Source organism: Nioella sp. MMSF_3534 (genome assembly GCF_030732985.1).
Taxonomy (GTDB): Bacteria; Pseudomonadota; Alphaproteobacteria; order Rhodobacterales; family Rhodobacteraceae; genus Nioella.
The window spans coordinates 44,428-62,440 of record NZ_JASHJX010000012.1; the positions used below are offsets into that span (position 1 = coordinate 44,428).

An 18,013-nucleotide genomic window follows, 5' to 3' on the forward strand; every position below is an offset into this window, starting at 1 on the left:
GGGGTCAGTTGATCGACGCCATGAAGCCAGAGACCTCTTCCAGCGAGATGTAGCGCTGTTCGGCCATGCCGCTGTCATCGAAGACCCAGGACACGGCCGGGGCCGACACATTGCCGTTGGCATCGAAGGTCACCGCGCCGGTCGCGCCCTGGTAGGACACGGACCCGCCTTCGGACAGGATCGCCATGGCCTGGGCAAATCCTTCAACCGTGGCGGGGATCGCCTCGCCATCGGGGTCGGTCACACGCGGCACCTGTGCCGCAATCTCGGTGCCCGTCGCGTCGCGGCCTGCCGCGTGATAGGCCAGCAGCGCGATGGCCGCCGCGTCAAAGCTGTTGGCCAGGCCCGGACCACTGGGCGCAGAGCCGAAATGCGCGGCATAGGCATCGACGAAGGCCTCGGCGCTCGGCACGCGCGGGCTGGAGGTGTCGGTGCCGATGAAATCACCGAGATTGGCAAGGCCGACGGTTGTGCGGAAATCGTCGGACCGCAGCGAGTTCGCCCCGATCATGACCGACGTGCCGCCAAGACCCAGCCATTCGCGCACGAAGGAAATCCCTTCGGTCGGATAGAGCGCGAGGTAGAGCGCGCCGGGCTGGTCGCGCAGGGCCTGCGTGGCTTCGGCGCGGTAGCTAGGCTGCGCGTCGTTCAGCGCAATGGAGGCATGGACCTCGATCCCCACGGCCTCGAACGCGGCGGCGGCCATGCGGCCGATATCCTGGCCCCAGTCGTCGTTCTTGTATACCACGGTAATGCTCTCGATCCCCGCATCGCGTGCCAGCATCGCGGCAACGGCGGCCTGCACATCGGCGGTGGCAAAGGTGCGGAACCACAGCCCGCGCGCCTCGCCGGAGGCGGCGATTTCCGTCAGTCGGGTCGAGGACGAGCAGCACGACATCTGCATGACGCCTGCGGGCGCGGTGACCGACGTCAGGATCGGGATGGTGATGCCCGAGGACACGGTGCCGATCAGCAGCTGCACCTGGTCGATATCGACCAGCGCACGCGCCGCATCGACGCCGACGCGACCGTCGTTCTGGTCGTCACGCAGGATCATGTTGACATCGCAGCCGTCGACGCCGCCCGCCTCGTTGATCATCTCGCCGACCCAAAGCGCGGTTTCCGCGATCGGGCGGCCCCAGTCGACCGAGGTCGGGTAAAGCGTGCCGACATTGACGCTGCATTCCTGCGCCAGCGCGGCGCCGGTTTGAAGGCCGATTGCCAGCGCCGAGGCACCGGCCAGTCCGAGTATATGTCGTTTCATGGTCAGTCTACTCCTTGTTGGATGTGTGTGCGGCCTTGGCGACCGTCGTGTTTCGGGGGTTGGAAATGCGTTCCGGCAGCAGCCCCTCTGGCCGCCAGAGCAACATGGAAACGATCAGCGTCCCGATGAGGATGTACTGGATCGAGCCCGCGTCAAGCTGCATCGAGTCGGGCACAAGCCGGGTCAGGGCGAATCCGCTGAGCGTCCAGGCCCCCCAGATCAGCACCGCGCCAAGCACCGCGCCGCGATTGTTGCCCGCGCCGCCGACGATCAGCATGGCCCAGACCTGGAAGGTCAGGATCGGCAGCAGGTCCTGCGGGCTGACAAAGGCGGTGTAGGAGACGTAGAGCCCGCCGCCCGCGCCCATGATCGCCGCACCGATGACCAGCGACCACAGGCGCAGACGCGTCGGGCTCTTGCCAAGCGCGCGGGCGGCGGTCTCATCCTCGCGGATCGCGCGCAGGGCGCGGCCGAAGGGCGAATGCACCAGCCGCTCGATTCCCCACCAGACGAGGGCCAGAACCGCCAGCACGATCAGCAGGAAGACGACACCAAAGAGGAAGTTGCTTTCGATCACCGCTTCGAACGGGCGTGGAAAGCCGCGCATGCCGCGCGCGCCTCCGGTCAGCCATTGGGAATTGCGGGCCAGCGATTCCAGCGCCACGGCCACGCCGAAGGTGGAAATGGCCAGATAGTCGTGCCGCAGCCGCAGCGTCAGCAGCCCCACCACCCAGGCCAGCGCCGCCGCCAGCAGGACGCCCCCGCCAAGCGCCACCAGATAGGGCAGGCCGAAGCCGCCGAACTGGCCGGGCTCGGCAGGCCCGCCAAGGATCATCGTGCCATAGGCCCCGGCCCCGAAGAACGCGACCACGCCGCCATTGAACAGCCCGGTATAGCCCCATTGCAGGTTCAGCCCGAGGGTGATGATGGCCATGATCCCGGCCATTGTCAGGAAGAATGTCAGGTAGGACACCACGCCGATCATCTTTGATCCTCCCCGAACAGGCCCTGAGGGCGCACCAGTAGCACCGCCAGAATGATGAGAAACGGCATCGCCGGTGCGTAGCCCGAGGGCAGCACCAGCAGCGCAAGGCCAGAGGCGATGCCGACAATGAAGCCGCCCAGAACCGCGCCGTAGACACTGCCGATGCCCCCCACGATGGTCGCGGCGAAGACCGGAAGCAGAAAGACCGGCCCGATCATCGGGTTCAGCTGGTTGGTCAGCGCATAAAGTGTGCCCGCCGCCGCCGACAGACTGCCCGCGATGATCCAGACCGCCGCTATGACGGTTGTCAGCCGCACCCCGGCAACCTGCGCCAACGCCGGGTTTTCCGCCACCGCGCGCAGGGCGAAGCCGAAGGTGGTGCGGGTCAGGACCAGGTGCAGCGCCAGCATCAGCACCAGCGCCAGCACCAGCACGAAGACCTGGTCGGGCTTGATCAGGATCAGCGGATCGAAACTGAGAATGGTCGCGCGGGCGATTTCCTGCGAATAGAGCTGCGCGTGATGGCCGAAGATCAGCACGATCACGTTGCGGATGATCAGCGCCACGCCGAAACTGGCAAAGACCATCGACAGCGGATCGGCCTTCTGCCGGATGCGGCGGAACACGAGCCAGTCGATTACCACGGCCGACAGCCCCGTCAGCACCATGGCGATGACCATGGAGAGGGCCAGCGCGCCGGTCAGGGTCAGGGGCGCGAAGGCCTCGTCCAGCACGGGGACCAGCGTGGAAAACAGCCGGTCGAAGACCAGCGCCGCATAGGCGCCAATGGCCAGCAGTTCCGAATAGGCGAAATTGGCAAAGCGCAGCATGTGCATGATCAGGGTCAGCCCGATTGCGCCGAGCGAGATGATCGCGCCAGTGAGGATGCCGTCGAGGAGGCTCTGGATCATGACGCCACCATCCGCTTGCCGCCAAGGTAGATTTCGCCCACCACCGGATCGGATGCGATCTGCGCCGCAGGCCCGTCGATCTGGTTGCGCCCTTCGGCGAGGATGTAGCAGTGATCGGCCACGCGCAGGGCCTGCTTCACGTTCTGTTCGACCAGCAGCACCGTCACCCCCTGTTCCGTCAGGCCGCGCGTCAGGTCCAGCACCTCGCCCGCGATCTTGGGCGACAGCCCGGCAGAGGGTTCATCGAGCAGGATCACCGAAGGCCGGTTCGCCAGCGCCATGGCCACGGCCAGCATCTGCCGCTGCCCGCCCGACAGCGCGCCCGCGCGGTCGCCACGCTTGTCGCGCAGCGCCGGGAAGAGATCGTAAAGCTCCTCCAGCCGCGTGGCGCGGTCGGGCGCGCGGCGCAGGACCAGCATCAGGTTTTCGCGGATCGTGAGATGGCGGAAGATGTTGTCGGTCTGCGGCACATAGGCCAGCCCATGCGACCCCATCAGGTCCGGGCGCAGGCCGGTGATGTCTGTCTCGCCCAGCATCACACGCCCGCTGCTGACCGGTACAAGCCCGGCGATGGCCTTGATGAGCGTCGATTTCCCGGCCCCGTTCGGGCCGATGATGACGGTCAGTTTGGCGTGTTCCGCCACGAGGTCCACGTTGCGCAGGATCGGCAGATCGCGCACATATCCGGCCTCCAGCTGTTCGATGCGCAACACGGTCATGCGGGCGCCCCCAGATAGGCGTCCAGAAGCTCCGGGTTCACGCGGGCCTCCTCTGCGGTGCCCTGGAACATAACCTTGCCCTCGGCCAGTGCGATCACCGGGTCGCAGTGGCGCATGACGAAATCCATGTCGTGCTCGATCACCACGAAGGTCACGCCGCGCCGGTTCAACTGTTCGATCCGGTCGATGAGGATGTTTGTCAGCGACGGGTTCACCCCCGCCGCCGGTTCGTCGAGCAGGATCACGGAGGGATCGCCCATCAGCGCGCGACCAAGTTCCAGTAGTTTCATCTGCCCGCCGGAGATCTTTCCCGCCGGGTGATCCGCGAGATGCGCAAGCGTCACGAAATCGAGGATTTCCTCTGCCTTCGCGTGCAGCTTGCGTTCCTGTTCGGCCACGCGGCCCCGGCGAAAGAGCGCGCCGGATACCGTTTCGCCCACCTGCGCGGGCGGGGCCAGCATCAGGTTGTCCATCACGCTCATCCGCCGGAAGGGGCGGGGGATCTGGAAGGTGCGGGCGAGGCCGAGTGCGAACAGTGCCTCCGGCGGTTTGCCGGTGATGTCTTGCCCGTTCAGGGACACGGTGCCGCTGGTGGGTTTCAAACTGCCCGCAACCATGTTGAACAACGTCGTCTTACCCGCGCCATTGGGGCCGATCAGCCCCGTGATGCTGCCCTTGCGGATGTCCAGCGTCACCCCGTCCACGGCACGGAACGGGCCGAAATCGCGGGTCAGCCCGGCAAGGGACAGGGCCGCGTCGGTCATGATCCGTGCACCTTGTCGGCGGGGTTGGTGTTGAGGTTGTATTTCATGATCCGCCCGTGACGGCCGCTGCGGTCTCCTTCCAGCCCATAGACCGGGCCGCTCGGGCCGCCCGCCTGCGCCAGAATCGCGTCGATCTGTGCGCGGTCCTCCGCATCCAGCGCGAACCCGAAGACCTCCAGCGTCTTGGGCAGGTGGCGGGCATAGCGCGCGCCGACGATGGCGGCGGCAACCTGCGGCTGATCCAGCACCCACCGTGTCGCGACCGAGGACAGCGCCACCCCGTGCTTGTCCCCGATGGCCTGCAACGTCTGCAACAGGGCCTGAAACAGATCCCAGGGCCCGAATTCGTCAATGATCAGACGGTATTTCACAAGGCTGCGGTTCTCGAAGGTAAATCCGGGATCGGGCTGGCCAAGCCAGTTTTCCGTCAGGAACCCGCCTGCCAGCGTGCCATAGGCCAGGATCTGCACATTGCGCCGCGCGCCCCAGTCGCTGAACGCCCCGGCAGGGCGACGGTCCAGCACAGAATACTGCACCTGCGCCGAGACCACATCAAAACCGGCATCACAGAAGCGGTCCATCACCGGCGTGTTCCAGTTGGTGGCGCCGAGGTTGGCGATCTTGCCCTTCTTCTGGCAGTCCTTCAGCACATCGAGCGCCTCGACCGCGTTGCCGATGGACATGTCCCACCAGTAGAACTGCACAAGGGGGATGCATTCGATCTGCAGGCGTTTCAGCGACCGGTCGACGATGGCCTCCACCTCGTCGGGGCGAATATCTGCCAGGCGGCCAAGGTCCGGCACCAGTTTCGTATGCACCATCACGCGGTCGGCGGCCTCGGCCCCGCGACGGTTGCGCATATCGGCGATGAAATGGCCGATCATCTCCTCCACGCCGGTATAGATGTCGGCGCAGTCGAAGGTGGTGATCCCGGCATCAAGGAAAGCTTCCATATCCGCGATGGCCTGCTCGCGGAGCACCTCGCCATGGTCACCGGCCAGCTGCCAGCCGCCCTTGATCACGCGCGAAATGCGGTGGCCGGGGCGCAGATCCGCCGTTTCCAATGTCATCCGTCGGTCTCCTGCCAATAGGGGGTGCTGCGTTGATCCGGCAGGCCCGTTGTCGCCGCGTGAGAGTACCAGCGTTTGCCCTCACGGATGATGCGGAAGCGACCGCCGCAATGGGGATCGGGGCAGGCGACCTCTGCGTCGGTGCTCATCCAGTCATCTTCGTCGGTCAGCCGCTGCTTGGCGGGCAGAAGCGGCAGAAGGGCGGCCAAGGCATACATGGATAGCTTGTGCGGCTGGTCGAAAACGAGGTTTTCGCCGATCACGCGGAAGGATTCCCCCTCCACATGGCGGCACACGGGCGCACGCCCGTCCAGCACGGTATCGACCCGTAAGTCATAGAGCCAGAACCCCCGTTCCCCGTCCTTTTCCATCGTCCCGCCTTTCCGGCCTTGCCGTGTGATCTGCGATCTGTGATATTTAATCACAAGTATTCACCGATTCTGTCAAGCGCCCATGTCTGCACCCGCCATTGCCCCGCTCGATCCGACCAAGCTGCGTGAAAACGCCTATTTCGCCCTGCGCGATGCCTTTACGCGCGGGGCCTTCGCGCCCGGCGACGTGCTGACCCTGCGCGATCTGGCCGCGCAGCTGGGTGTGTCAATGACGCCGGTGCGAGAGGCGGTGCGCCGCCTGGTGGCGGAAGGGGCTCTGGTTGATACGCCCACGCGCAAGCTGATGGTGCCCGCCTTTGATGCGCGCCGGGCGGGCGATCTGATGGCGGCGCGGCTGGCGATGGAGGCTCTTGCCCTCGATCAGTCGATGGACCGGATGTCAGAGACCGATCTCGCGGCGCTCGATGCGATCCTCGCGCGGGTTCCTGACACCCCCGGCGCCACGCCCGACCTGGTGGCAAATCACGAGTTTCACTTCACGCTCTACCGCATCGGCAGGTCCGAGGTGCTGCTGCCCATCGTCGAGGCGCTGTGGCTGCAATATGGGGCCTATCTGAACCTGATCATCAATCGCCCGGCCGCCTCTGAAATCGAGGAACATGTGCATCACTTCGAACTGATGGATGCGCTGCGCCGTGGGGACCGGGACGCCGCCCATGCCGCTCTCAAGGCCGATATCACCCGGTCCTTCAATTTCCTTCTGCCACCGGAGTAAGCCCATGACCGCCCGCCCGGATCGCCTGACCCTATCTGATCAGTTGACCATTTCTCGGGCGCTGACCGGCCTTTGGCAGGTCGCGGATATCGAGAAGGACGGCGCGGTCATCGACCCGGAAACCGGCGCCGACTGGCTGGCGGCTTATGCCGATCAGGGCTTCGATACCTTCGACATGGCCGACCATTATGGCAGTTCCGAAATCATCGCAGGGCATCTTTTGGCGCGAGGCGGCGCGCCTCGTCCGCTGGCCTTCACGAAATGGTGCCCACCTCCGGGCCCGATGACGGCCGAGGTGGTGCGGGCAGGGGTTGAGGAACGGCTGCAGCGCCTTCAGGTGGACCGGATCGACCTTCTGCAATTCCACTGGTGGACCTTCGAACATCCCGAATGGCTCGACGCGCTGCACGAACTGGCGCGGCTGCGAGAGGAAGGGCTGATCGCGGAGCTTGGCGTCACCAATTTTGACGCGGCGCATCTGAACCTTGCCCTGTCGGACGGGGTGCCGATCCTGACCAACCAGGTCAGCTTCTCGCTGATCGACCGGCGCGCGGCGGGGGATCTGGCCGAGGTCTGCGCACGACATGGGGCGTGGCTTCTGGGCTATGGAACGCTCAATGGCGGGTTCCTGTCCGACAAGTGGCTGGACAAGCCCGAGCCGCAGGACATCAGCGACTGGTCCAAGATGAAGTATCATCGCTTTATCACGGCCGCCGGAGGCTGGGACGCGTTCCAGGGGATATTGCGGGCGGCGGCGGGCATTGCGCGAAAGCATGGTGTGTCGATCTCCAACGTGGCCACCCGATGGGTGCTGGAACAGACCCGCGTCGCCGGCGTGATCATCGGTGCGCGGCTTGGCGAGGCGGTTCACACAGCTGACAATCTGCGGCTCTTCTCCTTCGCGCTGGACGCGGAGGATCGCGCGGCGCTGGACGCCGCCTTCGCGGCCACGACGCCCATTCCCGGCGATTGCGGCGATGAATACCGCAAGCCGCCCTTCCTGACCGCCTCGGGCGATCTTTCCCATCACCTCGATGCGATCCCCAAGCCATTCACGCCGGAGCCTGCTGGCGTATCATCCACCCGCGTGTTGACCGGCTCCTATTGGGAAGACGAGGCGGGTTACTGCCGCGCGCAACGCATCGGGGACCGGGTGCTGGTCTCGGGCACCACGGCGATTGCGGGGCTCGACCGGCCCGTCGCACCGCAGGATGCAGGCGCGCAGACAACCTATATCCTCGACCGGATCATCGCAGCGGTGATCTCGCTCGGCGGGCGGGTGGAGGATATCGCCCGCACGCGGATCTACATCACCGACGAGGCCGACGTTCTGGCCATCTCCCGCGCGCATGGCCGCGTCTTCGGCCAGATCAAGCCCGCGAACACGCTGGTGCGCGTGGCGGGGCTGATCGGCGATCACCGGGTCGAGATCGAGGCCGAGGCGATCCTCAACCGGATCTAGGATCACGGGTGGACCGAAAAAGCAGCGGGCGGCGATGCGCCGAACGGGGTGGGCTGTCAGGCAGCGCCCAAGCCAGCGGCGCGAGGTGGCAAGGGATCAGCCGGATCACGTCGGTGCGGAGGGATCAATGGTCTCTGCTCCCGCCAGCCGAGCCAGCAAGGACCAAAGCGCCGCCCCATCAGGCGACTGAACCCGGATCATCAGGCGGTTGCCGCCGCGCGTGACATGAGCGCCAAGACCGCCGAACAGCGTTGTGGCCGATGGCGAGCTGCCATCGAGCGGCGTTGCGGTGCAGGCGGCGGCGATTTCCTCGACGCGAGAGCCCTCCAGCGAGATGAGAGTATAGAGATCATCGGCAAGACTGATCGCATAGGACCCGTGCCAGCCGGGCGCCACGTCCAGCGGCGCGTCGGTGACCAGCAGCGCCCTGTCCCGCGCGATGCGGATCGCGTGCGTCCCCTCCGGTGCCGGTGCCCCGCAGCCCAGAACGGGCGCCCCTTCCACCAGTGCCGAGAGCGCCGCATCCAGATCGCCAGAGATCATCAGTGCCCCACCGGGGGCGATGCAGGTGACCGAGAGGCCGGGATACTCCGCCACCTGTCCCGGTTCCGGGCTCGGATTGGTCCAGTGACGTTCATCCATTCAGCCGCCCTCCCTCCGGGTCGAATGCACAGGCGGGGGTGACCTGTACGGATCGCGTTGCCCCCAGCTGGAATGCGGTCAGCGCCTCGCCCATCCGGGAACCGCCCGCTTCCAACAGGGCCAGAGCGATCGGGCGTTTGAGCGTCGGGCTGACATAGCTGGAGGTCACGAAGCCAAGCGACCGGCGCGGGCCATCGCGGGCCACCAGATGCGCCCCCACGGGCAGCGGGTCGGGGCCGTCCGTGACCAGCCCGACCAACTGCCGCCGGTCGTGGCGGCAGGCCTCGGGCGTGAAAAGCGACCGCCGCCCGAAATACTCGTCCTTGCGTTTCTCTCGCGGCCCGCCCCAGCCCAGATCATGGGGCATGGTCAACCCATCGGTGTCCTTGCCCACAAGGATGAAGCCCTTCTCGGCGCGCAGGATCATCACCGATTCCAGCCCGATCCAGCGGCCTTTATGGGCCGCGCGCGCAGCCTCCAGCCGGGCATGCAGAGCGGTCCCATGGCGGGCGGGCACCGAGATCTCGTAGCTCAGATCGCCGGTGAAACTGACCCGCGCCACGCGGACAGGATGGCCGTTCCAGAGCCCCTCCGCGACACCCATATGCGGCAGCGCCAGCATCTGGTCGGGCAGCCCCGCCGCATGGGCCAGATCGCCCGCGCGCGGGCCGGTGAGCGTGATCGTCACCCAATTGGCGGTGACGTCGTGGATGAAGCTGCGGCGCGGATCGAACCGGTCCTGCCGCGCTTCCTCCAGGATCATCCGCACGCTGGCCACGTGACTGGACGACGCCGAGACGATGAAACGATCCTCCGCCAGCCGGAACATCACCCCGTCATCATGTACGATCCCGGTTTCCGACAGCATGAAGCCATAGCGCGCGCGCCCCGTTTTCAGGGTCGACATGCGGATATAGCCGCAGAAGTCGAGCAACTCCGCCGCGCCCGGCCCGATCACCTCGATCTTGCCAAGGGGAGAGGCATCGTAAAGCCCCACCGTCTCGCGCGCGGCCTTGGCCTCGGCCTGCGCCAGCGTGGATTCCTCGCCGTCCCCGTAGACCGAGGGGCGCAGCCAGCCGCCATATTCGCGGAACCTTGCGCCCTGATTGCGGTGCAAGGGCTCCAGCGCCAATCGTTTGACCGGGTTGAACAACTCCCCACGTCTGAGCCCCGCGATGGTTTTCAGCGGCACCGGCGTGAAGGGCGGGCGATAGGTGGTCGTTCCGGTTTCGGGGATCGACAGCCCCGTGATCGCCGACATCGCCGCCAGCCCGGCGAAATTGGCGCTGCGGCCCTGATCCGTTGCCATGCCGAGCGTGGTGTAGCGCTTGAGATGCTCGACGGACCGATAGCCCTCCTGCGCGGCGAGCTTCACGTCCTTCAGCGTCACATCGTTCTGCGGGTCGAGCCACTGGCGGCCTTTCAGCGTCGGGTCGGGGCGCATCGGGACAAGGCCCCAATCGCCTGTGGTTGCCGCGCGCGGCGCGGGGCCAGTGCCGGTCCCGGCCCGATGGCCCTCCTCCAGCGCGCGTTGCAGCCCGAAGCCCCCGTTCGCGGCCCCCGCGACGGCCATGCCGCACGTCCCCGGGCGTGGCACCAGCGCATCTGCCCCGGCATTCCAGTCGAGCTTGCCACCCGCCTGGCACCACAAATGGACCGAGGGCGTGTAGCCGCCCGAGACCAGCACCGTATCGGCATCCACATGGCCGCCATCGACCACCGCGCCGCCGACCTCGCGCCGCCCTTTGGCCTTTGTCAGTCGCGCGCCGCGTAGTAACTCCACCCCTTCCGGTGCGGCGGGGCCATCCGCCCGCGCATCCGCCAGCGTCACCCGCGCGCCTGCCTCGGCCAGCGCCGCCGCAACCGGGTAGCTTGCGTCATTGCCCGTCGCCAGCACGATGTTCCGCCCGGCAACGGCCCCGTAAAGGCGCAGGTAGTGCAGTGCCGCCTCTGCCGACATCACGCCGGGCAGGTCGTTATTGGCGAACCACAGGGGGCGTTCGATGGCACCTGCGGCAAGTACGACATTCGCCGCCCTGATCCGCCAATGCCGGTCCGGCTGACCCTCCCGCCGCTGCCATGCCGCGAAAAGCCCGTGGTCGAACGCGCCCCAGAGCGTCGTGTCCGTCATCACGCGGCCTCCGGCGGCCTCGACCGCCGTCACCGTCTCGCTGGCGAACGCGCGCCAGTCGCCGCCGTCGATCTGCCCGCCGCGCCAGCGAAGGGAGCCACCGACCGCGCCCGCCTCATCCACCAGCCAGACCGCGCGCCCCTGCCCCGCAGCGGCCCTCGCCGCCGCCAGACCGGCAGGCCCCGCACCGATCACCAGCAGGTCGCAGCGCGCGTTCATCGGCACCGCATCCGCCGCCGGATGGTGCCCCGGATCGACCCGGCCAAGCCCGGCCATGCGGCGGATCATCGGCTCCCACCGCATCCAGCCCATGGCCATGAAGGTCTTGTAGTAGAACCCCGCCGGAAGGAAGCGATGCGCAAGGTCCATGATCCCGAACCGGTCCCGCGCCGCATCGGGGGCCGCGTTGACCGAGGCGAGCGCCATGCCGTCCCGCAGCCGCATCTGCGTGGCGCGCACATTGGGCGTGACCCCCTCCGGCCCGGTCACATCGAGGATCGCATTGGGCTCCTCGCCGCCCATCCCCCACAGCCCGCGCGGGCGGTGATATTTGAAACTGCGCCCGAGGATGCGGGGGCCCGAGGCCAGCAGAGCAGAGGCCAGCGTGTCGCCCTCGAACCCGCTCAGGGGCTGCCCGTCGAAGGTAAACCCGAGCGGCCTGTCGCGGTCGATCCCGCCGTCAGAGGGAAGCCGCCAGCCGCTCATCCGTCCCTCCCCGGCAGGGCCGTCACGTCGGTGATCTCTCGCGTGACCGTGTCGCGGGTCATCACGAAGAACTCGCCGCAGGTCGCGTGCACCCAGACCTCGCGCGCGGCGCCCTTGGGCGCGTCGTTCAGGTATAGGTAATCGGCCCAGTCCGCATCGCTGACCTCTTCGGCCGGTTCCGGGCGGTGCTTGCCCGCCTCGGCAGCGAAGTGGAACTCGGTTTCCTCGCGTGGCCCGCAGAAGGGGCAGGTGAATATCTGCATCGTCTCGCCCCCCTAATGCGAAATCCCGGCGCCCGCCGCTTCGTCAATCAACCGCCCGCGCGCGAAACGGTCCAGATCGAAAGGGCGGCTGATCTCGTGATGCTGGCCCGTCGCCATCAGATGCGCCAGCAGCCAGCCCCCCGCCGGGATCGCCTTGAACCCGCCGGTGCCCCAACCGCAGTTGATGAAAAGCCCCTCCGGCCCCACCGGGCCGATGACGGGCGAGCTGTCGGGGACCACGTCCACCACGCCCGCCCACTGGCGCAGCAGTTTCAGCTGCCCGAAGGCCGGAAACATCTCCAGCAGGCCGGATATCACCGTCTCCTGCGCGGGCAGGTTGCCCTTCTGCCCATGGGTCGGCACCCGGTCGAGCCCGCCGCCGAAGACCATTTCGCCCTTGTCGGACTGGCTGACATAGGTGCCGGTGCCAAGGTAAAGCAGCACGGTGTCGAGACAGGGTTTCACGGGTTCAGACACGAAGGCCTGCAGCGCGTAGGTGTGGATGGGCAGGCGCACGCCCGCCTCGGCCACGATGCCGGGGGTCGCGCCAGCGGCGGCCACGCCCACCCTGTCCGCGCGGATCGTGCCAAGACTGGTGTCCACGCCGGTGATCCGCCCGCCCTCGATCAGCAGGCTCTCCACAGTGCAATTCTCGATAATGTCGACGCCCCGATCCGACGCGCCGCGCGCATAGCCCCAGGCCACCGCATCATGGCGCGCGATCCCGGCGCGGCCCTGCCAGATGCCGCCCATGCATTTATAGCGCGCGTCCGTGGTCTGGTTCAGGAGAGGAATGCGCTGCAAAGCCTCGTCCGCGCCCATCAGTTCCCCATCCACGCCGTTCAGCTTCATCGCATTGGCGATGCGCGCGCAGATCTCCATCTGGGCAGGCGTGTGGGCCGCGATCAGCATGCCGCGCTGCGAGAGCATGACGTTGTAATTCAGCTCCTGCGAGAGGCCTTCGTAAAGCCTCAGCGCCAGATCGTAGAGCGCCACGCTTTCCGGGTAGAAGTAATTCGAGCGAACGGCCGTTGTGTTGCGCCCGGTATTGCCGCCCCCGATCCAGCCCCGTTCCAGCACCGCCACGCGCGTCATCCCGTGGTTCCGGGCCAGGTAATAGGCCGTGGCCAGCCCGTGCCCGCCACCGCCGATGATGATCGCGTCATAGGCCGGTTTGGGCCGCGCCTTGCGCCAGGCGGGTTGCCAGCCTCTGTGCCCGCGCAGCCCTTCGCGCAGCAGGGAAAAGGCGGAATAGCGGGTCATGACAGGGGGCGCTCCGGCGTCGGATCGGCGAAGGACAGGGCGAAGCGGGTGAAGTCCTCGACCTCCTCCGCGCTCGGATGCACGCCGGTGAAGCAATAGAGATAGCCCGCGACGCGGGTCAGCCGTTCTTCCAGCGTCTCGGCCAGTTCAAGCGCGTAATAGCCAAGCTGCTGGTAATAGAGCACGCGGGCGCGGATATCGGCCTCGGCGGGGTCGTAGCCGTGGCGGATGAACATCTCGGCGATCGCGGCATGGCGCGCGGTGTCGGAGCGGTCGATCACCCGGCGCACCTTGCCATCGCGGCGCGCCCATTCGCGCACCGCGAAATCGAGCTGGTGATTGAACCCGTCGGGATCGACGATGCAGCGGAAGAAGTTGTTGCAGGCGGCGGTGATGGTCTTCGCCGGTATCCGGCAATGGGCCACCATGATGCCGGTATTGGTGCGCTCCCATTCCGCAAGCAGCTGGCTCAGCAGGTCCTGACGGCTTTTGAAATACCAGTAGAAAGAGGATCGAGAGACCTCCAGCCGATTGCCGATGGTCAGAACCTTCACGCTGTCCACCCCGTCGCTGATCAGGATGTCGCGGGCGACGTTCAGCCAATCCTCGCGTGTCACCTTGGTATGGGCGACGGGACGGGGTTCATGGGGTGCGGTCCGTGGTTTCTCGGTCAATGGTCTGGTCCGTCTGTGCGTTTGCCTGAGGCTATCGCGCGGCATGGGGAATTGCGAGGGGGCTAGCTGACCGGTGGTGCGCCACCTTCGGCGGTGCGGCGGGCAATGAAGGCATCCAACGCGGCAACACGGTCCGGGGTTGCGCAGGCCGGGGGCTGGTGATCTTCGACGATCTTCTGCCAGACATCCGTGGCCCGCGTGTTCGCGTCCCGCGATCCGCGTTCAGTGAAGGTGCCGAAATTCGACCAGTCGGCAACGAGCGGCTCGTAGAAGGCCGTGGCGTACCGTTCCATAGTATGGGCGCAGCCGAAGAAATGGCCGCCCGGCTGCACCTCGGCCAGCGCGTCCCAGGCGATGTCTGCGTCGTCAGCGGGCGTGCCGCTACAGAGTTCCGCAATGACCTGCACGGCCTCCATGTCGGTGATGAGCTTTTCCATCGAGACGGACAGCCCCCCCTCGATCCAGCCCGCCGCGTGGATCACGACCGTGGCACCCGCCAGCACCGCGCCCCAGAGGCTCATCTGCGTTTCATGGGCGGCCTGCGCGTCGTTCACGTTGGCCGCGCAGCCCGCCGCGTTGCGCCAGGGCAGACCGAGGTGGCGCGCCATCTGGCCTGACAGAAGGCTTGCCTTGACCTGTTCGGGCGTTCCAAAGGCGGGCGCGCCGGATTTCATGTCGACGTTGGACGCAAAGGCCCCGTACATCACCGGCGCGCCGGGACGGGCCAGTTGCGTCAGGGTGATCGCGGCCATCGCCTCGGCATGGGACAGCGTCACCGCGCCCGCCACCGTCACCGGGGCCATGGCCCCCATCAGGCAGAAAGGCGTGACAATGGCAGGCTGACCGTGGCGGGCAAAATCAATCAGCCCCTGCGCCATGGGAATGTCGATCTGGCGCGGGGAATTGGTGTTGATGATGGTGTAGCAATGGGGTTGGGTCAGGAAGTCCTCATCCGACAGGCCCCGGAAATCGCGCAGCATCTCAAAACAATCCAGCGCCTGCGGCGTGCCGCGCGAAAAGACAAAGGGGATCTTGTCCGACAGAGTCAGTTGCGTGTGCGTGAACGCGTAGTGGCGCAGCGAAACGTCCACGTCCTGCGGCTCCACCCCCGGCGAGAGCATCTGGATCGCGTCGAAATGCTGGACGATCTTGGTCAGTTCGATCACATCCGACAGCGCCCCGGGCCTGCGGCCGCGCAGCCGGTCGGTCACGTTGGGGGCACCGGCACCAGACTGGAAGCTGAGCGTGCCAAGCTCCATCTGAAGATCACGCTCGCGCGTTGCGCCATGCAGGCGGAAGCTGCGCGGGGCCGAGGCCAGCGCCGCCTCGACCATGTCGCGACCCAGAAAGACCATCTCGCTGGCCTCATCCACCCGCGCACCCGCCGATTTGAACAGCGCCCGCGCCTCGGGCAGCAGGACCTTGACGCCAAGCTCCTCCAGCACGCGCAGGGCGGTCTGATGGATGGCCTCGACCCGGTCTTCGCTGACGGCGGGGACCGCCGGGAAGGGGTTCTTCAGCTGGCGATAGTTGGTGACACGGGCGGGCGCGGACGCCCCGCCCCCCTCGCGCCGTCGTCTGCGGCGGCTGGTGGTTTCTGCCTGGTCGCTCATCATGGCCCCCTATCCGCGCATCGCCCGGCCTGCCGGATCGTAGGGCGAGGCCGCGATCACCCGCGCCGCCCGTTCCTGTCCGACGATGTGAACGGACAGCGCCGTGCCCTCGGCAGCCGCATCCCGGTCCACCAGAGCCATGGCCAGCGATTTTCCAACCGTGTGCCCGTAGCCGCCAGAGGTGACGAAGCCCACGCGCTTGCCGTCCTGCCAGACCGGTTCATAGCCGCTGGCATCGGCATCCTCCGCCGCGACCTCCAGCGTCACCAGAACCTGCGCGGGGCCATCCCCGTCGCGTTCCGCAAGCGCTGCGTCACGGCCCACGAAATCCCCCTTGTCCCAGGCGATCCAGCGGTCCATGCCGGTCATGCCCGGCGTGTACCCTTGGGTGAACTCCGCCGACCAGATGCCGAAGCTCTTCTCCAGCCGCAGGCTCAGCAGCGCATTGAACCCGACCTCGCGCAACCCGAGCCCCTCGCCGGCCTCCAGAAGCGCCCAGCGCAGCGCGATATGATCGGCGGCGGAGCAGTGGATCTCGTACCCAAGTTCCCCCGCGACCGAGAGCCGCCCGATCTTCGCCCGCACCAGCCCGATGTCAAAGCGCCCGCAGCCCATGAAGGGCAGCTCGGCAATCGGCCCGTCGGTCAGCCGTTCCAGAACCTTCAGGCTGTTGGGACCGGAGAGCGAGAAGCCAACAGTGGCGTCGGAAATATCGGCCACGCTCACATCCGCGCCCATGTGATCGGCGAACCAGCGCATGTGCCATTCGCGCAGGTAGTAGCTGCCCATGATCCACCAGGTGCCGTCGCCCCAGTTGAACACGGTGAGGTCACCCTTGAGCTTGCCCGTTTCACTCAGCATCGGGGCCAGTCGCGCGCGGCCCGGGGCGGGCAGCTTCGACGCCATGATGTGATCGAGCCAGGCCTCGGCCCCTGCCCCCGTCACCTCGAACCGGGAAAAGCCCGAGATATCCAGCAGCCCCACGGCTTCACGCACTGCGCGGCATTCCTCGGCCACGATGGGGAAAGCGTTGGAGCGTTTCAGGGTCGGCGTTTCCTCGAACCCTTCGGGCGCAAAGTAGAGCGGCAGTTCCAGCCCGTAGCTTGCCCCCCATCGTGCCCCCGCTGCCGTCATCGCATCATGGGCCGGCGCCATTTTCAACGGACGGCCCGCAGGCAGTTGCTCGTTAGGGTAGGTCATCACGAAGCGGCGGGTGTAGAACTGGCCGGTGGTTTCCTTGATGAACCGCTTGTTCTGCGCGTAGTCGCCATAGCGGGCCACGTCCATGCCAAAGACATCGGCCTCCGGCTCGCCATGGATCATCCATTCCGCCAGCGACTTGCCGACGCCGCCGCCTTGCAGGAAGCCCGCCATCACCGCGCAGGCGCACCAGTAATTGCGCTTGCCGCGCACCGGACCGACCAACGGGTTGCCATCGGGGCTGAAGGTAAACGCCCCGTTCACCCAGGTCTTGACGCCCACATGTTGCAGCGCGGGGTAACGTTCAAAGCCGAGCGTCAGTTCATGCTCGATCCGGTCCGGGTCTTCCTGCTGCAGTTCGAATCCATATTCCCAGGGCGCGCCGTCCATCATCCAGTGATCGTGGTTGATCTCGTAAATCCCCAGAAGAATGCCCTTCTGGTCCTGCCGCATATAGGTGAAGCCCTCGAGGTCCACCGTCATCGGCACTTCGAAATCGAGCGCCTCAAGCTCCGGGATCGTGTCGGAAATCAGGTAGTGGTGGTTGAGCGGGCTGACCGGCAGTTCGATCCCCGCCATGCGGCCCACCTGCTTGGCCCAGAGTCCCGCCGCGTTGACCACATGTTCGCAGGTGATCGTGCCCTTCTCGGTCACCACCCGCCAGCCGTCTGCGGTCTCCTGCAGCTCCAGCACCCGGTTGTTTTCAATGACCTCGGCCCCGCGTTTGCGCGCCGCACCTGCGTAGGCATGAACAGTGCCCGTGGTGTCGACATAGCCTTCGCGGTCGGCCCACATGCCGCCAAGGATGCCATCCGTGGACATGATCGGGCACAACTCGCCTGCCTCTTCGGGGGTGATCAGGCGGCAATCCTCGATCCCGATGGACTGGAAGGTACGATAGGCCGATTGCAGCCATTCCCACCGGTCGGGCGTCCCCGCCAGCGTCATGCCGCCGGTCATATGCATGCCGACGGACTGGCCTGATTCCTTCTCGATTTCGGAAAGCAGGTCGATCGTGTAGGCCTGAAGCTGCGCGATGTTGGGATCGGCATTCAGCGCATGAAAGCCCCCCGCCGCGTGCCAGCTGGACCCCGCCGTCAGCACTTTGCGTTCGATCAGGCAGACATCTTTCCAGCCGAATTTCGCGAGGTGGTAAAGCACCGAAGCCCCGACGACGCCACCGCCGATGATTACGACCCTGTAGTGAGATTTCATCTTCTTCTCCCTTGCAGATATCGGC

At 66.5% G+C, this 18,013-nt stretch carries 16 protein-coding genes; 2 read left to right on the top strand and 14 right to left on the bottom strand.

Annotation, left to right across the window (positions count from 1 at the left end; all coding sequences use genetic code 11):
• Positions 1 to 4: 4 nt before the first annotated feature.
• Genes RBB16_RS07070 through RBB16_RS07100 form a run of 7 tightly spaced genes read right to left on the bottom strand, consistent with a single transcriptional unit; the run spans position 5 to position 6,084 of the window.
• Positions 5 to 1,264 carry an ABC transporter substrate-binding protein gene (locus tag RBB16_RS07070; protein ID WP_306045501.1) on the bottom strand — a complete coding sequence of 420 codons (1,260 nt, stop codon included), beginning with the start codon at positions 1,262 to 1,264 and terminating at the stop codon, positions 5 to 7.
• A 7-nt stretch (positions 1,265 to 1,271) separates the two neighbouring features.
• Complete coding sequence (locus RBB16_RS07075; RefSeq protein WP_306045502.1) at positions 1,272 to 2,249, bottom strand: branched-chain amino acid ABC transporter permease; 978 nt, start codon at positions 2,247 to 2,249, stop codon at positions 1,272 to 1,274.
• Complete coding sequence (locus RBB16_RS07080) at positions 2,246 to 3,160, bottom strand: branched-chain amino acid ABC transporter permease (RefSeq protein WP_306045503.1); 915 nt, start codon at positions 3,158 to 3,160, stop codon at positions 2,246 to 2,248. Before RBB16_RS07080 ends, RBB16_RS07075 begins: the two co-directional genes overlap by 4 nt.
• Positions 3,157 to 3,879: an ABC transporter ATP-binding protein gene (locus RBB16_RS07085; protein WP_306045504.1), complete on the bottom strand. Its 723-nt coding sequence runs from the start codon at positions 3,877 to 3,879 to the stop codon at positions 3,157 to 3,159. Before RBB16_RS07085 ends, RBB16_RS07080 begins: the two co-directional genes overlap by 4 nt.
• Complete coding sequence (locus RBB16_RS07090) at positions 3,876 to 4,643, bottom strand: ABC transporter ATP-binding protein (protein ID WP_306045505.1); 768 nt, start codon at positions 4,641 to 4,643, stop codon at positions 3,876 to 3,878. Before RBB16_RS07090 ends, RBB16_RS07085 begins: the two co-directional genes overlap by 4 nt.
• Positions 4,640 to 5,713, bottom strand: coding sequence for an aldo/keto reductase (locus tag RBB16_RS07095; RefSeq protein WP_306045506.1), 1,074 nt, complete (start codon positions 5,711 to 5,713; stop codon positions 4,640 to 4,642). Before RBB16_RS07095 ends, RBB16_RS07090 begins: the two co-directional genes overlap by 4 nt.
• The gene (locus RBB16_RS07100) at positions 5,710 to 6,084 is read right to left on the bottom strand and encodes a TIGR04076 family protein (RefSeq protein WP_306045508.1); all 375 of its coding nucleotides are present in this window, start codon (positions 6,082 to 6,084) and stop codon (positions 5,710 to 5,712) included. The genes RBB16_RS07095 and RBB16_RS07100 overlap by 4 nt, the downstream gene beginning before the upstream one ends.
• Before the next feature lie 82 nt (positions 6,085 to 6,166).
• On the opposite strand from RBB16_RS07100, the gene RBB16_RS07105 reads away from it, so the two are divergent.
• Both RBB16_RS07105 and RBB16_RS07110 read left to right on the top strand, forming a co-directional pair.
• Positions 6,167 to 6,820, top strand: coding sequence for a GntR family transcriptional regulator (locus RBB16_RS07105; RefSeq protein ID WP_306045509.1), 654 nt, complete (start codon positions 6,167 to 6,169; stop codon positions 6,818 to 6,820).
• A 4-nt stretch (positions 6,821 to 6,824) separates the two neighbouring features.
• Positions 6,825 to 8,282 carry an aldo/keto reductase gene (locus RBB16_RS07110; protein WP_306045510.1) on the top strand — a complete coding sequence of 486 codons (1,458 nt, stop codon included), beginning with the start codon at positions 6,825 to 6,827 and terminating at the stop codon, positions 8,280 to 8,282.
• 105 nt (positions 8,283 to 8,387) lie between these two features.
• Here RBB16_RS07110 and RBB16_RS07115 read toward each other — a convergent pair whose 3' ends face one another.
• The 7 genes from RBB16_RS07115 to RBB16_RS07145 all read right to left on the bottom strand — a co-directional run bounded on the left by RBB16_RS07115 (position 8,388) and on the right by RBB16_RS07145 (position 17,988).
• Positions 8,388 to 8,924: a hypothetical protein gene (locus RBB16_RS07115; protein WP_306045511.1), complete on the bottom strand. Its 537-nt coding sequence runs from the start codon at positions 8,922 to 8,924 to the stop codon at positions 8,388 to 8,390.
• Positions 8,917 to 11,760, bottom strand: coding sequence for a 2Fe-2S iron-sulfur cluster-binding protein (locus RBB16_RS07120; RefSeq protein WP_306045512.1), 2,844 nt, complete (start codon positions 11,758 to 11,760; stop codon positions 8,917 to 8,919). The genes RBB16_RS07115 and RBB16_RS07120 overlap by 8 nt, the downstream gene beginning before the upstream one ends.
• Positions 11,757 to 12,023, bottom strand: a complete 267-nt coding sequence (locus RBB16_RS07125; protein WP_127557086.1) for a sarcosine oxidase subunit delta — start codon at positions 12,021 to 12,023, stop codon at positions 11,757 to 11,759. The genes RBB16_RS07120 and RBB16_RS07125 overlap by 4 nt, the downstream gene beginning before the upstream one ends.
• Positions 12,024 to 12,035: 12 nt before the next feature.
• Entirely contained in the window at positions 12,036 to 13,286 is a 1,251-nt protein-coding gene (locus tag RBB16_RS07130) for a sarcosine oxidase subunit beta family protein (protein WP_306045513.1), read from the bottom strand.
• Positions 13,283 to 13,960 carry a TetR/AcrR family transcriptional regulator gene (locus tag RBB16_RS07135; RefSeq protein ID WP_306045514.1) on the bottom strand — a complete coding sequence of 226 codons (678 nt, stop codon included), beginning with the start codon at positions 13,958 to 13,960 and terminating at the stop codon, positions 13,283 to 13,285. Before RBB16_RS07135 ends, RBB16_RS07130 begins: the two co-directional genes overlap by 4 nt.
• A gap of 62 nt (positions 13,961 to 14,022) precedes the next feature.
• Positions 14,023 to 15,573, bottom strand: a complete 1,551-nt coding sequence (locus RBB16_RS07140; RefSeq protein WP_306045515.1) for a trimethylamine methyltransferase family protein — start codon at positions 15,571 to 15,573, stop codon at positions 14,023 to 14,025.
• Between the two features lie 9 nt (positions 15,574 to 15,582).
• Positions 15,583 to 17,988 carry an FAD-dependent oxidoreductase gene (locus RBB16_RS07145; RefSeq protein WP_306045516.1) on the bottom strand — a complete coding sequence of 802 codons (2,406 nt, stop codon included), beginning with the start codon at positions 17,986 to 17,988 and terminating at the stop codon, positions 15,583 to 15,585.
• Between the last annotated feature and the right edge of the window lie 25 nt (positions 17,989 to 18,013).

Excerpts from the sequence above, each read along its gene's own strand:
- RBB16_RS07070 (WP_306045501.1), bottom strand. The coding sequence starts at position 1,264 with ATGAAACGACATATACTCGGACTGGCCGGTGCCTCGGCGCTGGCAATC.
- RBB16_RS07075 (WP_306045502.1), bottom strand. The coding sequence starts at position 2,249 with ATGATCGGCGTGGTGTCCTACCTGACATTCTTCCTGACAATGGCCGGG.
- RBB16_RS07080 (WP_306045503.1), bottom strand. The coding sequence starts at position 3,160 with ATGATCCAGAGCCTCCTCGACGGCATCCTCACTGGCGCGATCATCTCG.
- RBB16_RS07085 (WP_306045504.1), bottom strand. The coding sequence starts at position 3,879 with ATGACCGTGTTGCGCATCGAACAGCTGGAGGCCGGATATGTGCGCGAT.
- RBB16_RS07090 (WP_306045505.1), bottom strand. The coding sequence starts at position 4,643 with ATGACCGACGCGGCCCTGTCCCTTGCCGGGCTGACCCGCGATTTCGGC.
- RBB16_RS07095 (WP_306045506.1), bottom strand. The coding sequence starts at position 5,713 with ATGACATTGGAAACGGCGGATCTGCGCCCCGGCCACCGCATTTCGCGC.
- RBB16_RS07100 (WP_306045508.1), bottom strand. The coding sequence starts at position 6,084 with ATGGAAAAGGACGGGGAACGGGGGTTCTGGCTCTATGACTTACGGGTC.
- RBB16_RS07105 (WP_306045509.1), top strand. The coding sequence starts at position 6,167 with ATGTCTGCACCCGCCATTGCCCCGCTCGATCCGACCAAGCTGCGTGAA.
- RBB16_RS07110 (WP_306045510.1), top strand. The coding sequence starts at position 6,825 with ATGACCGCCCGCCCGGATCGCCTGACCCTATCTGATCAGTTGACCATT.
- RBB16_RS07115 (WP_306045511.1), bottom strand. The coding sequence starts at position 8,924 with ATGGATGAACGTCACTGGACCAATCCGAGCCCGGAACCGGGACAGGTG.
- RBB16_RS07120 (WP_306045512.1), bottom strand. The coding sequence starts at position 11,760 with ATGAGCGGCTGGCGGCTTCCCTCTGACGGCGGGATCGACCGCGACAGG.
- RBB16_RS07125 (WP_127557086.1), bottom strand. The coding sequence starts at position 12,023 with ATGCAGATATTCACCTGCCCCTTCTGCGGGCCACGCGAGGAAACCGAG.
- RBB16_RS07130 (WP_306045513.1), bottom strand. The coding sequence starts at position 13,286 with ATGACCCGCTATTCCGCCTTTTCCCTGCTGCGCGAAGGGCTGCGCGGG.
- RBB16_RS07140 (WP_306045515.1), bottom strand. The coding sequence starts at position 15,573 with ATGAGCGACCAGGCAGAAACCACCAGCCGCCGCAGACGACGGCGCGAG.
- RBB16_RS07145 (WP_306045516.1), bottom strand. The coding sequence starts at position 17,988 with ATGAAATCTCACTACAGGGTCGTAATCATCGGCGGTGGCGTCGTCGGG.